The sequence below is a fragment of the Pseudoalteromonas sp. MEBiC 03607 genome (assembly GCF_004792295.1).
Taxonomy (GTDB): domain Bacteria; phylum Pseudomonadota; class Gammaproteobacteria; order Enterobacterales; family Alteromonadaceae; genus Pseudoalteromonas; species Pseudoalteromonas lipolytica_C.
This window is the reverse complement of record NZ_SRRY01000001.1, coordinates 840125-860348: the sequence shown is the minus strand read 5'-3', so window position 1 is coordinate 860348 and position 20224 is coordinate 840125. Positions and strand designations below refer to the sequence as shown.

Genomic DNA, 20224 nt, shown 5'->3' with positions numbered 1-20224 from the left:
GTCGTTATTTTCGCGTTAAGAACATGGCATCGCCATAACTAAAGAAACGATATTTTTGCTCTATTGCGGTATGGTAGGCACCCATGATGTTTTCTTGGCCAGCAAACGCACTGACTAACATGATCAAGGTTGATTCTGGTAAGTGGAAATTTGTCACCATAGCATCAACCACGTTGAACTGATAACCCGGGTAGATGAAGATATCGGTATCACCAAAGTAGGTATCAAGTTTGCCGCCGTGCACTTTAGCAGCAGATTCTAACGAGCGAACTGAGGTAGTCCCTACGGCTATTACGCGACCACCTTTTGCTTTCGTTTCGGCTACCGCTTTAACCACATCATCTGGTACTTCGATGTATTCTGAGTGCATGACATGCTCATCAACTGAGTCAACACGCACAGGCTGAAATGTCCCCGCACCTACATGCAAAGTCACAAACGCCATGTTTATACCTTTGTCTTTTAATGCCGTCATTAACTTGTCATCAAAGTGCAGGCCTGCCGTTGGCGCTGCAACTGCACCTGGTTTTTCACCATAAACAGTTTGGTAGCGCTCGCGGTCTGATTCGTTATCAGGACGATCAATGTAAGGTGGCAAAGGCATGTGACCAATGTCATTTAAGATATCTAATACATTTTCGTCTTTGGCAAATTCAAGCTCAAAAAGCTCGCCATGACGTGCAACCATGATAGCTTCGGCTTTACCTTCAAGAATAATTTTTGAGCCAGGTTTTGGCGATTTACTTGCTCGAACATGGGCAAGCACCCGATGTTCGTCAAGCACACGCTCAACTAATACTTCAAGTTTGCCACCCGACTCTTTTTGCCCGAACATACGTGCAGGAATTACTTTAGTATTGTTGAAAACGAGTAAATCATTTTCATTAACAAGTGATAAAATATCACTAAACACTTTATGTTCCACTTTCCCTGATGGGCCATCAAGGGTCAGCAAACGGCTGCTAGTTCGATCTGCTTTAGGAAAACGAGCAATTAATTCATCTGGAAGGTCAAAGCTAAAATCAGCTACGCGCATGGAGCATATCTCTCATTAATAAAAACGCGCCAAGTTTACTCTGATACGCCCACTACCTCAAGCAAAGGCCAAATAACCGCTTTTAGGTAAAGTTTGCTTGTAGATTAGGCAAAATGTCATTATTCTAGCTTATTCACTAAACATGGGTTCGTTAAGAGGTAGTAGCGCCATGGCAAAGCAGTTAAAACTGCTAATTTTGAACGCTAGCGTTGCAGAACGTGAGACGGTAAAGTCTACGCTCAATAAACTAAATGTATTTCAGTTTATCGAAGCAAGCGACTCTCAGGACGCGTTAAAAATACTCAAAAGTCACCCGGTGGACATTATTATTACTGGCCTTGAGGTTGGTAAAATTGATGGCTGGCGCTTTTCACGTATGATCCGCTCTGGATTGTTAAAAACACCTAAAAACACGCCTATCTTATTAACACCTCCTATATACTGCGAACGCATTGCCGAAACCACTGCGCGAAGCTACGGTATTGATGCCGTATTGCCATTCGAACGCCAAGATATGTTACCGCAAGTACTTGCCAATGTACTTTCAACCCATTTAGAAAAAAGTAGTCGCCTAAATTTACTGCTACTCGAAACAGACAGCCGCAAAGCACAAGATATAAGCAAACAACTAAAACTTAGCTTTGCGGTAACGCATACCACCTCAACTAAAGCGACGCTTGCAACATACTTACAGCATAAGTTTGCGATTGTTTTGATTGATGCCACTGAGTCACATTCTGATACTGCAGCTGGACTCATCAGCGAAATTTTGCAACATAATCCAAAACAAGCAATCGTAACCATTATTGATAATAATGATGCTGACTACGCTGAACAGTTATTATTATCGGGTGTGACTGACTTTATCCGTGCTCCTTATGATCAATCACTGTTAAGTAAGGTGTGCGATCATGCTGCCCGACGCGAAGATTTTATGGTCAGCTATGCTGAGTTTGCACAAAAGGTCGAACAGCTAAGCCAAAGCCAGAGTCGCTACAAAGAACTGTTTTCAGCGCACCAACGAATTTTATTGCATCTTAATACGGTCGTTCTTGAATTTGATCAGCACGGAAATATTCGCTTCATTAATCCTGCTTGGGAAAGCCTTACTGGTTATGGCATAAAATCAAGCTTATCAAAGTCACTCACAGATTTCTGTCTTCCAGAGTGTCAAACCAAGTTACAAAATACAATTCAAAGTATTTTGCATGGTGGCGAGCAACAACAACAAGTTGAAATACAACTTAAACACAAAAATGGCAATGCAATTTGGGTCGAGTGCCGCTTACAACTGATTAAAAATAGTCAAAACTCGGCTACGATCACTGCAACCATTGATAATATTCATGAACGAAAACAAGCTGAACTTCAGCTTCGCCATTTAGCTTTACACGATACACTCACAGAGCTGCACAATCGTTATTACTTTGACCAACAATTACAGCGTATTTGCCAAGAGAAATACACTAATGACGATATTGAGCACGCACTTATTTATATCGATTTAGACCACTTTAAGATTATTAACGACAGTAAAGGCCATCAACAAGGCGATATTGTCTTAAAAGAGGTTGCCCAGCTATTTACCGCTAACATTAGCGAAGAGCATTTGATTTGTCGTATTGGCGGTGATGAATTTGCTGTTATCTTAAAAAATACCAACTTACTTGATGCACACTTAGTTGCTGAGAGCATTTGCGTTGCTATTGAAAAACACCAATTTCACTCTGAAGGGCAAATATACTCAATTAGCTGCTCTATTGGTTTGACACAAATTACAGCACAGAATAATGATCCCAGCGAATGCTTAAAACAAGCAGATATCGCGCTTTATGTGGCAAAAAGTTTGGGCCGAAACTTAGTTCATTGTTATTCCAAAGAAGACAGTAACCACAATAGCCTACAAGTTGGTTTAGAGTGGGGACACAGTATTCGTCAGGCTCTTCAGCAAAATGCCATCGAGCTTCATTATCAGCCAATCTGGGATTTTAAACGTAATCATGTTGCTTACTTTGAAACATTACTGCGCTTGAAATTAAATGATGAGCTAATTTACCCGAACCAGTTTATCCCTGCATTAGAGTTATTAAATGACACATTTTTGATGGACCAATGTGTTATTAGAAATGCTATTCAAAGTGTTGCAAAACATCCAGAGCTTAATCAAATTGCTATCAATTTATCGGCGCAATCATTCTTAGATGAGCGTTTGCTTCCGCATATTGAATCAAGCTTAGAAGAGTATGAAGTGGCACCGAGCCGCATAATTTTTGAAATAACTGAGTCGGCAAGCATCAAAAACCTGACAGCAACCCGTGCAATGATAGAGCGTTTAAACGGCTTGGGCTGTCACTTTTCGATTGATGATTTTGGCACTGGATTTAGCACGTTCAATTATCTAAAACAATTACCAGCACAACATGTGAAGATCGATGGTTCATTCGTTCGCGACATGCTAAATGATCCTATCGATCTTGCTTTAGTTAAAGCCATTAACGATATTAGTCGTTCGCTTGATAAGCGTTCTGTTGCTGAATATGTTGAAAATAAAGAAATATTTTTAGCATTAAAAGAAATTGGAATTGATTACGGCCAAGGCTTCTTTATCGCCCGCCCAGTACCGGTTGAAAAAATTTCTGCTGAACTAAAAAAAATATCTGAAAATAATTTATTTAACTAACAATTAGCTAGCATTATAAAGTGAAAAAAACGGCATTTTTGCTACTTTTTACCTATTTTTAGTACTTCCAAAGTCACGATACTCATCTATACTTAAATCCACAGCAGGAACTAATGTCGTATTTTTATAGTGATTACTTAAAAAACACATGACATTACCAATTACATTATACATACTGAAAATAACTTAATATTAATAAGTTCATGTATTAACGGTATAAAGGAGAAAAGTGATGACACAACTAATCGTTTTGTTGCTGTTCGTAAATTTAGGGATAGCGTATCAATGTTACCGTAATGCAACCTTCAAGGGGTATCCGGTAAAGATATTTACAGGCTTAGGTCTAGTGCCGTATTTTAATTTAGTCGTATGGGTTTACTTATTGTTTTTACCCGACTTGAAACCTTTTTCAATGAATGAAAAGCAGCCTCTCTAGGCTGCTTTTTAGTTGGGGAGCTAGCCAAGCTAAAAATTATAGCTTGATGCCTTTTCAAGCAGTTGCGTGGCTTTTATATCACCTTGCACACACTTTTTAATATCTGACTTTTTAAACACTTTAACCTGTTCACTTTTATCTTCGCTAATACCACGAATGACAAAACTAACATGCTCATCGTTTGGTAAGTTTCTTAAGCCACTACCATAATCACATAAGGTAAGCGATAAGCTGTTATTTACCTTTTGTACAAGCTCAGCTAATTGTTGCTGCTGCTCTTTCACCCGTGCTTGTTTTTTTTCTGCTAACTCTTTACGCATTACTTGCTGTTTTTGCGATAATTTTTGCTGCTGCTTTTCAAGTTCTTTGATTGCTGCTTGTAGCTCTTTTTTACGTTGTTCGAGCTCTTGATCTTTGGCGTCTTTGTCGTGACGACGGTCAAACTCCAAATCACGTTTTTCACGTTCAAGATCACGAATTTCACGGCTTATATCTCGCTCTTGTTCAGCAACATCACGCACTCGCTCAGCACTTTCACGCATCATTTCCATTGCTTGCTGGTAGGCTTCTTGCGTTTTCACTACCACGGCATCGCTTATTACTTGCACATGATCACCTAACACCTCAATTTCAGCCAGTTCTTCAAAGTCGATATCTGGCAATGGTGGAAGAGGCGCATCAGGTACAGACGCAAACACCGAAGACCACCGTGAACTACCTCGTACATCAAAGCTAAATACCACGCCTTGGTGTTGTAGATAGCTTGAAGTTACATTTCTTACCTTGTTATCGGTATCTTGTTTTAAAGCTGCGGTGAGGATTTTTTCCATGATCCCGACTTCTCGCTGAATTTTATCTAATTCATCGTTTGCTTGTGCTTGCACGCTTACGGCTGAGCAAAGCAATAAGGCAGCTGAGGTTAATGTGTATTTTGACATCTTAATACTCCAAGTTGTTGGCAACGGTTGGCATAGATCGGCCGTCCACTTGCTCTGCTAAATCATTTAACTGCATACGTAAGTACGCTTGATCTTGAGCGCGCTGCGTTTTGATATAGGCAAGCACGCTAGCAATATCTTCTTGACGCTCTACTCGCCCAGTTTTAATCGCTTCTTTAGCCAGCTGGTACATCTGCTGCTGTTGCACTTCATTTTGTGCTGTAAGAATGTTTTGCAGCTGATCAATTTGCTTTTGTTGTGACTCTAATAAGTTGGTTTGTTTAGCGACTTGCTCAAGTAATTGCTGGTTTTGTTGCTGCGGATTAGTAACAAAAAGCCACGCACAAAACGCAATTGATGCCGCCATTGCCCACATACCAGAGCCAAAAAATACGTTAGCTTTTTGCACTTTCGGTATACTTGATTCTCTGTCCCAGTTTGGTACTGGCACCGTTTCATAGTCTTTACTTTGTTGTTGCCACTGCATCGCATTGTTCATCATTAATGCATACTCAGCATTAGCTTGCAGCAAGGCTATTTGCTCATCAGTTAAGCTCTCACCTTCTAACCATGCGGTAAATAATGAATCTAAATTAGCCATCTACGGCCTCCAAATGCACTTTTAATTTGCCAAGCGCACTGTATAGTCTTGATTTAGCTGTATTGGTCGAAATGCCTAATTGCTCAGCTATCTCTTCAAATGTACAGTGCTGAAAAAACTTTAACTCCACCACTAAACGCTGCTCCCAGGGTAAATTATTCATCATTTCTTTTAGTTCATGATGCTGCTCAGATTGCAGTTGATTCGTTTCTAACTCGCTACGCTCACAGCTTTCTTCTGGCGCAGAATCCAAACTTTGATGCAATTTACGGCGACGATAATATTCGACACTACGCCGATGCACTATTTGATAGAGCCAAGTATTAAAGCTCGATTCACCACGAAAGCTCGGTAAGCTTTTATACACAGAAATAAACACTTCTTGCATCAAATCCATTGCATCATCGGGATGGCTTAACATCCTTAGGCAATAGTTATATACCTGTGTTTCGTGCTGCTTGACTAATTTCAACCACGCCCGTTTATTGCCCTGTTGCGCTTTGGCAATTAATGTTTCAAGTGATTGAAAAAACACGCTAGCCTCGTCATCTGATCTGCCTTTAATGGTTTTGTTATTATGTTAGTCGAGGGAAGGAAAAAAATAGTTTGTTTAAATAACAAAAAACCCCAAATTTTTTATTTGGGGTTTTTTATTATTCGTTACACTGACCATCTAAGCTACATTGCCTATTAAGAAACAGCTCTAACTGCTGACTAAACAGCCTAAAGTCTCTGATCCGGCCTGTGGTTTTACGCCATACAATACCAATATCACGGTACGCATCGCTCTGGGATGGCGTAGCAACCATTTCTTTCTTGTCTAAAATGCCGGCATTAATAGCCATTTGCGGTAAGAAAGTCACACCTAGCTGGTGCTCAACCATACTTAACAAAGTATGTAAGCTTGCCGCTTCAAATGGATTAATACAACTTGAACGGTTCAAGTGGCAGGCACTTAGCGCATGGCCAGTCATACAATGCTCACGCTCGAGTAAAAACACGCTGGCATCCGGTAGTAGATTAAAATCTTCCACCCCAGCTGCAGGCGTATAGTCTTTGTGATGCACCAAACTAAAGTGATCTTTTGCAAGCACTTGAGTATGAAATTTGTCAGTATCATACGGCAATGCAAGCAATGCCATATCAATTTGGCCATGCTCTAATTTATCGAGTAGCTTATCACTGGTATCTTCAACCAAGACTAACTCTAACTCAGTAAAAGTTTGTTTGCAGAAATGATATAAAGGCGCGGCAATAAAGCTGGCAATCGTTGGGATCACGCCAAGGGTGAGCGTGCCGCTTAACGGTGTCAAAAAGCTTTTTGTTAGCTCTTTTAGGCTTAAGGTATCGTCTATAATTTTACGAGCTTTCTCTACGACTTCTTCACCGATAGCTGTAAACATTAAACTGCGATTTTCACGCTCAATAAGCTGACAACCTAACGTTTCTTCTAAGTTTTGAATTGCACTACTTAATGTAGATTGGCCAATAAAACAGGCGCTGGCTGCGCGGCCAAAGTGTTGATGCTGATGGACTGCTAATAAATACTGTAGCTGTTTTATACTTGGTAAGTTATTCATATTCTGTTTTTATACCAAATCGCTTAATTAAGTGATCTATTTTGAGGCAATAAAACCTCGTTAATAACAAGGCAAAAATTTCGCTATTAAGTTGCTCTTAATGAGAAATCTTTAACGCAGATAGCGACAGGTTTATCCTTCAAAATGATTAAATATTATTGCGGATTGATATTACTACCTGCAAATAAAAAGACCCCAATACCTAAGGCATTGAGATCTTTTCAAGCTAAAAGTCTGTTAGTACTTTTTTTAAACCCCGAAGGCAGTTCTCAGTACGTAGAAAATAACAATAGCAAGGGCTGCGCCAACTGGCAATGTAATTACCCAAGAAACTACAATGTTTCTTACTACACCCATGTTAAGTGCCGCAATACCACGTGCCATACCTACACCTAATACTGCACCCACAAGTGTTTGTGTAGTAGAGATAGGTAAGCCAGTACCTGATGCGATAACAACAGTAGAAGCAGCTGCAAGCTCAGCAGCAAAACCGCGGCTAGGTGTTAAGTGTGTGATACCTTCACCGATTGTTTTGATTACTTTCTTACCTAAAATAGCAAGACCAGCAACAATACCGAAACCACCCAGTGGTAAAATCCACCATGCGATAGCCGCTTTCTTAGCGATTTCACCGTTGTGCTCAACAATATTTACAACAGCAGCTAGTGGACCAATTGCGTTAGCAACGTCGTTTGAACCATGTGCGAATGCCATACAACATGCTGTTAGTACCATCAGTACTGCGAACACTTTCTCAACGTTGTTGAATTGCATTTTTTTGTCAGCTTTAGGGTCAATTTTAAGGCGTGAAATTGCGAATTTACCAATGATTGCAACAACCACTGCAATTGCGATAGAAAGCGCATAACCTTCAACAGCACCTAAGTTAATACCAATGTGCTTCAAGCCTTTCTTGATAGTTACAAGCGACATGATGAAGCCAGCTAGACCCATGTATACAGGTACGAAACGCTTAGCATTTTTAAGTGGTGCATCAGTGTCAAAAATTAGCTTTTGCGCACTCATGAAAATCAAATAAGCAATAAAACCAGAAATAGCAGGGGTAACAATCCAGCTACCTACAATGCCCATTACCTTGTTCCATTGAATTGCTTCGCTACCTACAGCAACCAATGCGAAACCAATTATGGCACCGATGATTGAGTGAGTCGTAGATACTGGCCAGCCCAAGAAAGAGGCAATTAATAACCAGCTACCAGCAGCGAATAGCGCGGCAATCATACCAAGTATCATAAGTTCTGGTATGTCCGTAAATGGCGCGGCATCTATAATCCCTTTACGAATTGTAGATGTAACCTCACCACCGGCAAGGTATGCACCAGCGAATTCAAACACCATCGCAATGATGATTGCTTGTTTAATTGTAAGTGCTTTTGAGCCTACAGATGTACCCATCGCATTGGCAACGTCATTTGCACCAATACCATAAGCCATGAAGAAACCGACTGCGGCGGCAGTTAAAACGAGTAACGTGCCGTAATTTGCAATGATATCCATTGTGTGAACCTTTAATTTTTCGAATTTGAACTGATTTTTAATTAACGAGCTAACATCAGCTCAAGACGAGAACCTACGCGCTCAGCAATATCAGCCAGCTCGCCAACCCATTCAATGATCTTGTATAAGAACATTACGTCGATTGGGTTAAGTTCATTTTCTATAGCGCGCAATTGACGGCGTATTTTGATTTGCATGTCATCCGTGTCTTGCTCAATTGCGTCCAATTCAACGAGCATCTTTTCAACTAAAGTCACTTCGCGACCTTTGAAGCCCGTTTCAAGAAGCTCATCTAGCTCGTTGATTGCTTTTGATGCTTGTTTAGTTGCATCAACACAACGAGTTACATAAGCAAGGAAATCTTCTTGAATTTCTGCAGGAATAGTCATCTCACGACCAACTACACGACCTGCAATATCTTTTGCTTTGTTAGCAATCTTGTCTTGTTGAGTAACAAGTTCAAGCAAATCGGTACGCTCAACAGGCATGAATAAGCCACGAGGTAGTTGAAGGCGGATGTTACGTTTCATTTCATCAGCTTCACGCTCTAAATTACGAATGTTTAGGCGGATTTCTTCCGCTTCTTGCCATTCTTCTTTAAACACGTGATTAAAGAAAGGGATCAACGCTTTACTTGCTTGATGTGCTTTCTTGATGTGATCTTCCATAGGCTTAATAGGTGATTTAGCAAAAACCCCTAAAAATGCATTTGTAGGCATAACTGACCCTTTATAAATTAGTATGCTTTGGCAGCTGCGAATTTTACAGCATTGTGTTCGATTGTGAACGCTTTTTCTGCCTTACATCACCAATAATAGACAAAGCGGCCAAAGGCCGCTCGGTTTAATAATGAAAAGTAGCGGTTAAAATTACAGCGACTTTTCGATATCTGCTTGAGATGTATGACGAATATCTTTACCGTTTACAAAGTAGATAATGTATTCAGCAATATTTTGGCAACGGTCGCCAATACGCTCTAATGAGCGTACTGACCACACTAAATCCATAATTTTCGGGATTGAGCGTGGATCTTCCATCATATAAGTCATGATTTGACGTGTAATTGCTTCGTATTCACGATCAACTTTGGCATCTTCTTTGTGCACTTCAAACGCACATTGCACGTCCATACGTGCAAAAGCGTCGAGTACATCATGAAGCATTTTCGATACTTGACGACCCATATTTTCAATATTCACCAAAAGATCTTGCTGATCTTTTGTGAAAGAATCTAATGCTACTTTAGCAATGCGCTCAGCTTCATCACCAATACGCTCTAAATCGGCAATTGTTTTAGCGATTGCAATCACAAGGCGTAAGTCACTGGCAGCAGGCTGACGACGAGCAATAATGCGTGTGCACTCTTCGTCGATATTTACTTCCATTGCATTTACTTTATAGTCGTTTTCACGAACTTTTTGTGCAAGATCCGCATCACCATTGCTAACAGCATCCAGTGCACTGTTTAGCTGTTGCTCAACTAAGCCACCCATGTTTAATACATGGTTACGCACATTTTCAAGCTCTTCATTAAAGCGGCCCGAAATGTGTTTATTGATATTATGTTCCATTGTCTACCTCTATAAATTTAGTTTACGGTACCAAGTGACTTTATTGACTAACCGTAACGGCCTGTAATGTAGTCTTCTGTTTTCTTCTTGCTTGGTGTTGTAAATAACGTATTGGTATCTGAATACTCAATCAACTCACCCATGTACATGAACGCAGTTTGGTCTGATACACGAGCAGCTTGTTGCATGTTGTGAGTAACGATTACCACGGTAAACTTGTTCTTTAAGTCGTTAATTAGCTCTTCGATAACTAAAGTAGAAATTGGATCAAGTGCCGATGTTGGCTCATCCAGAAGTAATACTTCAGGCTCGATAGCAATTGAGCGAGCAATAACAAGACGCTGTTGCTGACCACCCGATAGGCCAAATGCACTATCGTGTAAACGGTCTTTAACCTCATCCCATAACGCTGCGCCACGTAAAGATTGTTCAACCACTTCGTCTAGTTTACGCTTTTCTTTAATACCTTGTAAGCGTAGGCCATAAACGACATTTTCGTAGATTGATTTTGGAAATGGATTAGGACGCTGAAACACCATCCCAACATTTCTTCGTAATGCTGCAACATCTACGCTCTTATCATAGATGTTGTGACCATGAAGTAAGATCTCACCATCGATACGACAGCTATCAACTAGGTCATTCATACGGTTGATACAACGTAAAAGTGTTGATTTACCACAACCAGATGGACCGATAAACGCCGTTACCTGTCCTTTCGGGATGTTCATATTTACGCCGCTAAGCGCTTGTTTATCACCGTAGTATAGATCTAAGTTTTTAATCTCTAACGCTGTTTGTTCTGCTGTTAGATTTTCTAAATCTAGCTTTGCCGCGCTTTTCGCTTGGTTTACTTGTGGTGCAACTGTAATCATCTCTGTCTACCTATAAAAATTCTGTATTAATGCTCAAGAGCTCTAAACTTTTCGCGTAAGTGGTTACGAATACCAATCGCGGTGATATTCAGGGCGATAATTACTGATACCAGTAAGAATGCCGTGGCATATACCAGCGGACGCGCCGCTTCTACGTTAGGGCTTTGGAAACCAACATCATAAATGTGGAAACCTAAGTGCATAAATTTTCTATCTAAATGTACGTATGGGAAGTTACCGTCAAGTGGCAGTGTTGGTGCCATCTTAACAACACCAACAAGCATTAGTGGTGCTACTTCACCGGCTGCACGCGCAACCGCTAAGATTAAACCAGTCATAATCGCAGGGCTTGCCATCGGAATGATGATGCGCCATAGCGTTTCTGCTTTTGTTGCACCAAGCGCCAGTGAACCATGACGAACAGTACTTGGAATACGTGACAAACCTTCTTCCGTTGAAACAATTACAACCGGTAAGGTTAAAATCGCTAAGGTTAATGCTGACCAAATCACACCAGGTGTACCAAATACTGGGCTTGGCGACGACTCTGGGTAGAACAATTGGTCGATACTGCCACCTAGCATATATACAAAGAAGCCTAGACCAAATACACCGTATACAATTGAAGGTACACCCGCAAGGTTGATTACCGCGATACGGATCATCTTCGTAATCGCATTTTTCGCTGCGTATTCATGTAAGTAAATCGCTGCAACAACACCAAACGGAGTCACAATCACTGCCATCAGTAATACCATGAATACAGTACCAAAAATTGCAGGGAATACACCCCCTTCAGTATTTGCTTCACGCGGGTCATCCGCTACAAACTTACCTAGCTGTACAAAGTAATGACCAAGCTTTGCAAAGAAGCCCATGTCATTTGGGAACCATACATCAAGAACTTGATACAGAGGTAAAGTAACCACTTCACCACGCATGTCTTTAACCGTTACTTGGTCACGCTTTGCTTCTTTACGAAGTGCAAATAACTGTTTTTCTAGCACGGCATATTCAGCACGTAGCTCAGCGCGTGTTTGTGCTAGCTCAGCAACACGCTCATCCGTCAACTCGTTATCAAGCTGATACGCTTTTTCTTTTAAGCGCAAGCGCTCAAGTTCATAGTTGATATGACCAATATCACCATTTTGTAAATCGAGGGCTTGGTCGTTTAGGTCAACGGCACGGTCAACAAGATCATAAAGTACCTCGATTTTGTTATCTGTAATAACTTCACCGTCTTTAATAACCTGCTCAACATAACCATAAAAGTTACCGTTTTTGCTACGTTCGAATACCGCAAGTTCAGCGGGTGCAGTACGCGATGTGATGTCTGTCTCTAATACCCAACGGAAATCGAGATCTACGTACTCACGGTTACCTGTTTTGATTAGTAAGCGCTCTAGCTGCTCTTTGTCGTAATGAGATAAATCAACGCCCGTCGCCTCAATACGTGATTTCGCAACTAGTTCACGGTCATAAACTTCACCGATCACTGTTTGTTTAGCAACTGAGCCCTGCAGCTCAAGTTGCACTACTTCTGATGGCCAGAAAAAGCTTAAACCTTTCCAAGCGATCATGGCTAATAAGCCAAGAACCGAGATTAAACTGATGCTTACCGCACCGCCGGTCATCCAAATCCAAGGAGAACCAGACTTAAACCACTGCTTTACCATGTCGTGTCTCTCCACCTACATTGAACTGTATTTTTCACGCAGTTGCTGACGAACAAACTCAGCCACTGTGTTGAAAACGAATGTGAATATGAATAGTACAAATGCTGCTAAGAATAGAATGCGATAATGCGAGCTGCCTACCTCAGACTCTGGCATTTCTACCGCGATATTCGCTGCAAGCGTTCTCATACCCTGGAAGATACTCCAGTCCATAATAGGTGTATTACCTGTTGCCATTAGTACAATCATTGTTTCACCCACAGCACGGCCTAGACCCATCATCACAGCTGAGAAGATACCCGGGCTTGCTGTTAGTAATACTACACGCACCAATGTTTGCCACTGCGTAGCACCGAGTGCTAATGAACCATTTGATAAGTGCTTAGGAACACTAAATACCGCATCTTCCGCAATTGAGAAGATAGTTGGAATAACTGCAAAGCCCATTGCAATACCAACAACTAACGAGTTACGTTGGTCGAATGTCATTCCTAATTCATTAGTTAGGTACTGACGAACGTTACCATCGAACATCCAAAGCTCAATTGAGTTACTCATCGCAAATGATAACCAACCAATAAAGATAACCACTGGAATAAGTAAGATTGAATGCGAACCTTCAGGAACACGGTGACGAATTGACGCCGGTAGCTTGTTCCAGCCAAATGCGGTTAATAAGATACCTATTGGCAGCAACACCAGTAATCCGACGATGGCTGGTAAATGCTCTTCAATCAATGGCGCTAACCAAAGACCTGCCAAGAAACCTAGGATTACCGTTGGTAATGCTTCCATGATTTCAACCGTCGGCTTAACCACTTTACGTAGTTCACTCGACATAAAATAAGCTGTGTAAATAGCCGCAGAAAGTGCAATCGGTACTGCAAATAACATCGCATACATAGCAGCTTTAATCGTACCGAATGAAATTGGTACTAGTGAGAATTTAGATTCAAAGTCATCACTCGCAGACGTTGACTGCCAGATATAAGCCGGCTCTGGGTAGCCCTCGTACCATACTTCTTGCCATAACGCAGACCAGGTTACTTCAGGGTGCTCGTTATGAATTTCGATTACTTTTAATGCATCATCAGCAAGAATAAGTGCCGCATTAGAACGTGGTGCAATTGCAAAATTTTGAATTGGACCTTCGCTTACTTTGCCTTGCCATAGTTTTGCTTCACTGGTTGTGTAATAAATACCTAGCTCACCATTTGCACCCGCGGTAAAGAAAGTTCGACGATAAAACTCTGTGAAGATATTTAATTTAGATTGTTTAGTCGTTTCGAATGCACGGATTTTTTGAAACTCGCGACCATCTTCCGTGTTTACTTCGAACCACTGCGATACTTCGCCGTTATCGTTAGCAAGCATTAGTGAGTTAGCACCGGCTAACAGCTGCGTTGAAACAAGATTAGCGTTTTCTTCGTTTGCTGCAAGCAATTGAATTAGCTCAACCTCAGAAGGATAACGCGTATCGTAAACATAAATCTGATTTGCAGAACGAATAAAAGTACGCGTTGTGTCAGGTGAGATTAATAGCTCATCAACGCGGCCTTCAATATCAAGCTCAGTGCGCTCAACAACCCATTCAACTTCGCCGGTGAACATATTTTCTTCACCCACAAAGCTACTAAATAAAACACGCTTATCAGCGGTTAAAGCAACAACGGCTGTTTTATCTTCGTAGTGGCTAAATGCGAACTTAGTAATCGCCGCACCTTGATCGTCTACTTCAAGCGCCAAATCACCTAACGGATAATCTAAGCGAGGGGTTAGCTTGCGTTCATTATTAGGGAAAGTAACTAAAAACTTTGGTGACACGATAACCACAGAGCCATTTTCTAGGCCATAGCCATATTGGTTCTGAAATGGTGCAGAGCGTGCAAAGCTGCTCACGTCACTTGGTAATTCAGTATTAAGAGTGGTGATCTTTTTACCAAACTGCGCTTTCTCGACATTATAAAAGTCGACATTGCCTTTTTCACCTAGTAAAAAAGCCACTTCAGTTTGCTCTTCAATACCTAGACCAACAATTTCTGAGGCATTATCTAGTTTTACACTGTTACGTGTTTCAACTTTTGCTGACTCAAAAATAGGTTGAACAACATATAGAAGGTAAAAGAATATCAGTAGCAGTGCGATAAGCACCATGACACCGCCTGCGGAAATACCCCACTCGGCAAACCGGTCTTTAAATAGACGGCTTCTATCCGTATGAAAGGTCGGTTTATTCGGATTGGAAGTCATCAAAACACCCTTAAATCTTAACGTTGTGCGGATTATATTTCACGAAGATGACAGTAATGTTACAACCGTCATATTTCAGTGTAATAAACTGCATGCTTGGGTGTTGTTTTTAGCCTGTAAATATAAGCGAAATGAATATTGTTTTAGAGTTATGAGTCACTAACACACAATGGGCTAACGATTTGTTATAACTAATTTTTTATTACTATATGGAAAATATTGGACAAACAATAAATCTGCAACAATACTGAATAAGTGTTATTTTTCCCAAAATAAAAATTATCATCAACCAACGCCTCCTCTTTTCATTGCATTTTACAGAGGCTTTTTTAAGAGACTTAAGTATGAAGCAGTTAGTAATTACTATTTTAGGACCAGATAAGCCTGGCCTAGTTGAAGATCTATCAGCAACAATTTTAAACCATAATGGCAATTGGTTAGGGAGTAACTTAAGCCACCTAGCCGGTCATTTTGCGGGCATTATAGAAGCTGCTGTTCCTGAAGAACACTTACAAGAATTGCAAGATGCTCTACATAGCCTTCCTCATCTGGAGGTGAGAATTGAGCGTGGTTCAGAAACACTCGAAGAGGTTAAGTCTGAACAAATTAACTTTGTGATCACCGGTAATGATAGACCCGGCATTGTCCAAGAGCTTGCCAGTGTTATTCGTCACAAAGGAGCAAATATCACTCACCTTAATTCAAAACAACAAAGTGCACCTAACTGGGGAGTACCTATATTCAGTGCCGTTGCAACCGTTGCCCTGCCCGTTGGTATGAGCAAAGACGAAGTGATCAGTGCGCTTGAATCTATTACCACAGACTTAATTGTTGATATTGAGGACGCATAACAAGCAAGTATTTAAGCTTAAACTATGCTTTAAATTAACGACATACATGTCACAAAACTGACATGTATGTCATAAAAGTGATAAGAACGTCACATAAACGTCATCTGCATCCTCTATATTCTAACTAGCTATAAACGTTGGAAAACCAGATGAACGCATCACATTCTTCTTCTCAAGCCGTTAACTACTTTGCCAAAGAGCTAAGTTGGCTGTCATTTAATGAACGCGTGCTGCAAGAAGCTAAAGATAAATCTAACCCGATTATTGAGCGCATGCGCTTTTTAGGTATTTACTCAAACAACATGGATGAGTTTTTCCGTGTCCGTGTTGCCGATGTTAAGCGCCGAATTTTACTTAATAAAATCCCTGATGCGAACTTTGAAGAAGATGAGATACTACTTCATCAGATCCAAAGTAAGGTGCTGCAGCTTGGTAAAAAGTTTAACCAAATTCATAAAGACATTTTAAATGACTTAAACGAGCACAATATTCACGTTGAGTTACCTGAGGAGCTATCTGAATTTCACTTGAGTTGGCTGAAAAAATTCTTCCACGACAATGTGCTGCAACACATATTGCCGATTTTACTCTCTGAAAAGAAAGACTACTCAGATCAAATCAACGACACCATGACCTATTTGTTTGTCGAGATGACCAACCAAAAAAGTCATTATGCCATGATGGAAGTACCAACCGACCGCGTATCTCGTTTTGTTATTTTACCACCAGAGAAAACGCGCCGTCACAAAACCATTGTGATGCTTGATGATATTATCGCCTACTTTATTCGCGATGTGTTTAGCAGCTTTTTTAGCTTTGATGATATTCAATGTTATGCCATCAAATTGACCCGTGATGCCGAATACAACTTAGATGACGAGCTTGAAGAAGGCTTGCTCGATAAAATGTCAAAAGGTCTAAAACAACGTATTTCTGCAGAGCCTGTGCGCCTTGTTTATGACGAGAGCATGCCTGCTGAAATGCTTAAAGTGATGAAAAAGCGCCTTAATATAAGCCAACATGATGCGCTGATCCCAGGTGGTCGTTACCGTAACTTCCGCGATTTTATTGCTTTTCCGAATGTTGGCCGTCAGTACTTAGAAAACAAACCACTGCCTGCATTACAAAGCACTGCTTTTAATAATCACTCGAGCGTATTTGATGCCATCTCACATCAAGACATATTGCTCTATTACCCCTACCACACCTTTAACCACTTACTTGAGTTTGTACGCCAAGCGGCGTTTGACCCAGATGTAACCCAAATTAAGGTCAATATTTATCGTGTAGCGAGTCAATCTCGCCTAGTTTCTACGCTTATTAATGCCGCCAAAAATGGCAAACACGTAACCGTAATGGTTGAGCTGAAAGCGCGCTTTGATGAACAAAACAATATTGAATGGGCAAAAACCCTGAGTAATGCGGGTGTTAAAGTTATTTTTGGTATTCCTGCACTAAAAGTGCACAGCAAACTATGCGTTATTCACCGTAAAGAAAAAAACAACATAGTGAAGTACGCCCATATTGGCACGGGTAACTTCCATGAAAAAACCGCCAAAATCTACACTGACTTTAGTTTATTTACTAGGCATGAAGGTATTAGTGAAGAGTGCGATAGTGTGTTTAAGTTTATCGAAAGTAGCTATAAGCCATTTCAATTTGATCACTTAATGATTTCACCAGTCAACGCAAGACAAACTATTACCTCCTTGATAGATAATGAGATTACCAACGTAGAACACGGAAAAGCTGGTCGAATTACGCTAAAAATAAATAATCTTGTTGATAAAGAGCTGGTTGACCATCTCTATTTTGCAGCAAGACGCGGTGTAAAAATTCGTATTATTGTGCGTGGCATGTGTTCGTTAGTGCCCTCTGTCGTTAACGATAATATTCGTATTATTAGTATTGTTGACCGCTTTTTAGAGCACCCTCGGGTTATGGTGTTTCACAATGATGGTGACGAAAAAGTGTATATTTCATCAGCAGACTGGATGACCCGGAATCTAGATCACCGTGTAGAAGTAGCTACACCCATTTATGATGAAAAATTAAAGCAGCTCATAATTGATATTCTTGAACTACAGTTTAAAGATAGAACAAAAGCGCGCATAATCGATAGCGAACAAAAAAACAGCTATGTACGCCGTGGCAATCGTAAGAAAATTCGTTCGCAAATTGCCATTTATGACCACCTTAAAAAATGGGAAAGTAACTATAATAATGAATGATTATCCCTCAATTGCTGCCGTTGACTTAGGCTCAAACAGTTTTCATTTAGTGGTGGCAAGAGAGGTCGATGGCTCTTTGCAAATCTTACACAAAGAAAAGCAGCGCGTTTATTTAGCTGATGGTTTAGATGATAAAAATCACTTAAGCCAAGAAGCTATCGAGCGCGCACTGGCGATTCTCAAACAATTTGCCACTACCTTGCAGGACTTCCCTTTAGAGAATGTCAAAGTGGCTGCCACTTACACATTACGCCGCGCGAAAAACATTCATTCATTCTTAACTCAAGCAAGTAAGGTGTTTCCTTACCCGATTGAAGTGATTTCAGGGCAAGAAGAAGCCCGTTTAATTTACCAAGGCGTTGCCCATTACATTCATCACGATGAAAACCGCTTAGTTATTGATATCGGTGGCGGCAGTACCGAGCTCATCATTGGTAAACACTTTAAACACAAACTCCTTGCTAGTCGCAACATGGGCTGTGTTAGCTATACCAAGCAGTTTTTTGCAGATGGACAAATCACAGCTAAGCGCTTTGCCAAAGCGGAGGTTCGCGCTGAACAAGAACTCGAAGTGATCTTTGCCAATTACTTATCGGCTGGCTGGCAATCTGTAGTGGGAACATCAGGCACAATAAAATCTATCCTTGCCATGATTAATGCCAATGATGCCGAGCAAGAGCTGATCACTTTAGAGCGATTATTAGAACTAAAAACCCAGTTTATTGCTGCTAAACAAATAGCTGCGCTGCAAATTGAAGGTCTTACACCTGAGCGACAAGTGAGTATTTGTGGTGGTTTGGCTATTTTAATCGCGGTATTTAGACTATTTAAAATCGACGCGATGCAATATAGCGATTACTCGTTACGTGAAGGTTTACTTCATGAAATGCAGCAAAAGCTCGCCCATAAAGATATTCGCACTAATACTATAGCGAACCTATCTGAGCGTAATGCTATAGATAAAGAGCATGCTAATCGTGTATCGACAACTGCAAAGTGGCTGTTTGAACAGGTAAAAGGGGCATGGCAACTTACCGACCCTGACTATATCAACTTACTGGATTGGGCCGCACAGCTGCATGAAATTGGCTTAGGGGTTAATTCATCAGGAATACATAAACACAGTGCGTATATCGTAGCAAACAGTCAATTACCGGGCTTCACACAGCAACAACAAACACTACTTAGCTGTATGATCCGCTTTTATCGAAAAAAGATCCGTTTAGAAGAGTTTCCAGCTCTGCATACCATGCAGCATTACGAAATATTGCAGTTAATTGTTATTTTGCGCTTAGCAGTATTGCTAAATCAAAAGCGCATTACTGACCAAGGTTTTGAACTTGAGGTCACAGCCAAGCAAAATAGTATGTTCTTAAAGTTTCACAATAAGTGGCTTAAAGAACATACCTTGCTTTTGGCGGATTTACAGCAAGAGCAAAAATACCTTAAAAAGGTCGGCTTCTTACTCGATTTTCATTAAGCGGATTAATAGATTAATCGATTACATATCCATATGACGGTTTGAGCTTTGCATCATTTGCTTAAGACCTTGATGTTCAAGCTCTAGTAAACGCTCGAGCTTTTCAATCGTTGCAGCAGTTTCGGCACGCGATACAAGGTATTCATATAAATCAATAACCTTTTGATGCTGTGTCGTTAAATATACTTGAATGGCCTTTTCATCAATTTTTTGATCAGTACTAATATCATCAAACGTGATCAAATCTGGGTTGTCTGAAAAGTACTCGTAGCAATAAGTATCCAGTGTGTTCAGTTCTGTAATGGCTTTAAAGCCAACCAGATCTTCTGCCAATTTTTTCTCGTATTGCAGATAATACTCCACCAGCATTTGATTGTGCTCGTCCAGTAAGTCTTTAACATTATGGAAGTTGGCCGCCATTTGGGTATGAAATAACACGGTCCAATCATAAACTTGCTGTATTGTTTTAACTTGCATGTGCATTCCTTATCAAAATCAATT

Annotated in this window: 17 protein-coding genes; 5 read left to right on the top strand and 12 right to left on the bottom strand. The window is 40.6% G+C overall.

Going from position 1 to position 20224, the window contains the following annotated elements; all coding sequences use genetic code 11:
- Positions 1-4: 4 nt before the first annotated feature.
- A complete protein-coding gene (gene queA / locus E5N72_RS03920) occupies positions 5-1036 on the bottom strand; it encodes a tRNA preQ1(34) S-adenosylmethionine ribosyltransferase-isomerase QueA (protein WP_135923317.1) in 1032 nt (343 codons plus the stop codon).
- A 169-nt stretch (positions 1037-1205) separates the two neighbouring features.
- On the opposite strand from queA, the gene E5N72_RS03915 reads away from it, so the two are divergent.
- Complete coding sequence (locus E5N72_RS03915; protein ID WP_135923316.1) at positions 1206-3716, top strand: EAL domain-containing protein; 2511 nt, start codon at positions 1206-1208, stop codon at positions 3714-3716.
- Positions 3717-3948: 232 nt separating this feature from the next.
- Positions 3949-4152, top strand: coding sequence for a hypothetical protein (locus E5N72_RS03910; RefSeq protein WP_135923315.1), 204 nt, complete (start codon positions 3949-3951; stop codon positions 4150-4152).
- Between the two features lie 29 nt (positions 4153-4181).
- Here E5N72_RS03910 and E5N72_RS03905 read toward each other — a convergent pair whose 3' ends face one another.
- From E5N72_RS03905 to E5N72_RS03860, 10 genes are all read right to left on the bottom strand, one after another.
- Positions 4182-5090, bottom strand: coding sequence for a hypothetical protein (locus E5N72_RS03905; RefSeq protein ID WP_135923314.1), 909 nt, complete (start codon positions 5088-5090; stop codon positions 4182-4184).
- A 1-nt stretch (position 5091) separates the two neighbouring features.
- On the bottom strand, positions 5092-5691 hold the full coding sequence (locus E5N72_RS03900) for a hypothetical protein (RefSeq protein WP_135923313.1): 600 nt from the start codon (positions 5689-5691) through the stop codon (positions 5092-5094).
- Complete coding sequence (locus tag E5N72_RS03895; protein WP_135923312.1) at positions 5684-6226, bottom strand: RNA polymerase sigma factor; 543 nt, start codon at positions 6224-6226, stop codon at positions 5684-5686. Before E5N72_RS03895 ends, E5N72_RS03900 begins: the two co-directional genes overlap by 8 nt.
- Before the next feature lie 118 nt (positions 6227-6344).
- Entirely contained in the window at positions 6345-7271 is a 927-nt protein-coding gene (locus E5N72_RS03890) for a hydrogen peroxide-inducible genes activator (protein ID WP_135923311.1), read from the bottom strand.
- A gap of 249 nt (positions 7272-7520) precedes the next feature.
- Entirely contained in the window at positions 7521-8789 is a 1269-nt protein-coding gene (locus E5N72_RS03885) for an inorganic phosphate transporter (RefSeq protein WP_135923310.1), read from the bottom strand.
- Between the two features lie 41 nt (positions 8790-8830).
- Positions 8831-9508: a TIGR00153 family protein gene (locus tag E5N72_RS03880; protein WP_135923309.1), complete on the bottom strand. Its 678-nt coding sequence runs from the start codon at positions 9506-9508 to the stop codon at positions 8831-8833.
- Between the two features lie 150 nt (positions 9509-9658).
- The gene (phoU, locus tag E5N72_RS03875; protein ID WP_054552476.1) at positions 9659-10360 is read right to left on the bottom strand and encodes a phosphate signaling complex protein PhoU; all 702 of its coding nucleotides are present in this window, start codon (positions 10358-10360) and stop codon (positions 9659-9661) included.
- Positions 10361-10407: 47 nt separating this feature from the next.
- Positions 10408-11235, bottom strand: coding sequence for a phosphate ABC transporter ATP-binding protein PstB (gene pstB / locus E5N72_RS03870; RefSeq protein ID WP_135923308.1), 828 nt, complete (start codon positions 11233-11235; stop codon positions 10408-10410).
- A 26-nt stretch (positions 11236-11261) separates the two neighbouring features.
- Entirely contained in the window at positions 11262-12911 is a 1650-nt protein-coding gene (gene pstA / locus E5N72_RS03865; RefSeq protein WP_135923307.1) for a phosphate ABC transporter permease PstA, read from the bottom strand.
- 15 nt (positions 12912-12926) lie between these two features.
- The gene (locus E5N72_RS03860; RefSeq protein ID WP_135923306.1) at positions 12927-15161 is read right to left on the bottom strand and encodes an ABC transporter permease subunit; all 2235 of its coding nucleotides are present in this window, start codon (positions 15159-15161) and stop codon (positions 12927-12929) included.
- A 344-nt stretch (positions 15162-15505) separates the two neighbouring features.
- Here E5N72_RS03860 and E5N72_RS03855 point away from each other — a divergent pair, with 344 nt between their 5' ends.
- From E5N72_RS03855 to ppx, 3 genes are all read left to right on the top strand, one after another.
- On the top strand, positions 15506-16012 hold the full coding sequence (locus E5N72_RS03855; protein ID WP_135923305.1) for an ACT domain-containing protein: 507 nt from the start codon (positions 15506-15508) through the stop codon (positions 16010-16012).
- A gap of 149 nt (positions 16013-16161) precedes the next feature.
- Entirely contained in the window at positions 16162-18243 is a 2082-nt protein-coding gene (gene ppk1, locus E5N72_RS03850; protein ID WP_135923304.1) for a polyphosphate kinase 1, read from the top strand.
- Positions 18236-19723 (top strand): exopolyphosphatase, encoded by a 1488-nt coding sequence (ppx, locus tag E5N72_RS03845; protein WP_135923303.1) that lies wholly within the window; start codon positions 18236-18238, stop codon positions 19721-19723. The genes ppk1 and ppx overlap by 8 nt, the downstream gene beginning before the upstream one ends.
- 21 nt (positions 19724-19744) lie before the next feature.
- On the opposite strand, the gene E5N72_RS03840 is transcribed toward ppx, so the two are convergent.
- Positions 19745-20200 (bottom strand): hypothetical protein, encoded by a 456-nt coding sequence (locus tag E5N72_RS03840; protein WP_135923302.1) that lies wholly within the window; start codon positions 20198-20200, stop codon positions 19745-19747.
- Between the last annotated feature and the right edge of the window lie 24 nt (positions 20201-20224).